Raw genomic sequence first — 1,129 nt, 5'->3', positions numbered from 1 at the left:
TGATCCCGCCCCGCAAAAACGGACACTTTGCTAAGCAACTTTTTTAACTTCAAATAATTCCGGTGATTTATGGCCGATCATCGAATGAAGTCGTTTCCGATTATAATATATTTCGATGTACTCAAACACATGATTTTTAGCAATGGCACGTGTTGCAAACTTTTCCCCATGAATAGCTTCTACTTTAAAACTATGATTCCAGCTCTCCATGGCCGCGTTGTCATAACAATCCCCGCGCTTACTCATACTACAGACAATCCCATAGAGCGTTAAAAGCTTTTGATACTCATGCGAGCAATATTGACTGCCCCTGTCTGAGTGAAGAATAAGGCCTTTGGGAGGCTTTCGACTCCATACAGCCATGTTCAGAGCATCAATCACTAATTGTTTAGTCATTCGTTCAGACAGGGCCCATCCAACAACCTTGCGTGAATATAAATCCATCACAACCGCTAGGTAAAGCCATCCTTCCTCTGTCCACACATACGTGATATCGCTTACCCACTTTTTATTAGGTTGATGCGCTAAAAAATTTTGCTGCAATAAATTAGGTGCAACCGGCAGCGAATGATTGCTGTTTGTAGTTGCTTTAAATCTCTTTGCAGCACGCGCACGCCAACCATTTGAGCGCATGATTTTTGCAACACGGTGTCTACCCACCGGAGTTCCTTCATTATTTAATCGTTTAGTTATTCGAAGTGCTCCAGCACGTGCCTTCTCATCATCAAAAATCTCTTTGATTTTAATCGCCAATTGACGATTCTCTTCCTCACGACGCGATGGTGTTCTATCACGCCAACCATAGTATCCACTGACCGACACAGACAATAATCGACACATTAGTCTGAGAGAAAATTGATTTGATTCTTCCTTAATCATGGCGTACCTCACTTTGACTCTTTCGCAAAGTACGCGGCCGCCTTTTTTAGAAATGCATTCTCTTCCGCAAGCCTTGCATTTTCCCGCTTTAACCGAGCCATTTCAGCTTGTTGTAGCTTTTGATTCTCGATTGTGTATTTCGGCTTGATCCGAACGCCGATTACGGCAACATTCAAACGGCCATTTCGGTTTTATCCGAACGGTGATTTCACTCTGATCCGAACGCTGATTTCGGCAACATCCGAACGGG

At 43.4% G+C, this 1,129-nt stretch carries 1 protein-coding gene; it reads right to left on the bottom strand.

Annotation, left to right across the window (positions count from 1 at the left end; all coding sequences use genetic code 11):
• Positions 1-30: 30 nt before the first annotated feature.
• Complete coding sequence (locus E1O47_RS12045; protein ID WP_278025368.1) at positions 31-933, bottom strand: IS3 family transposase; 903 nt, start codon at positions 931-933, stop codon at positions 31-33.
• Positions 934-1,129 lie beyond the last annotated feature (196 nt).

This window comes from Legionella yabuuchiae, from assembly GCF_900640115.1.
Classification (GTDB): Bacteria; Pseudomonadota; Gammaproteobacteria; order Legionellales; family Legionellaceae; genus Legionella_A; species Legionella_A yabuuchiae.
This window is presented reverse-complemented; position numbering and strand designations above follow the sequence as displayed.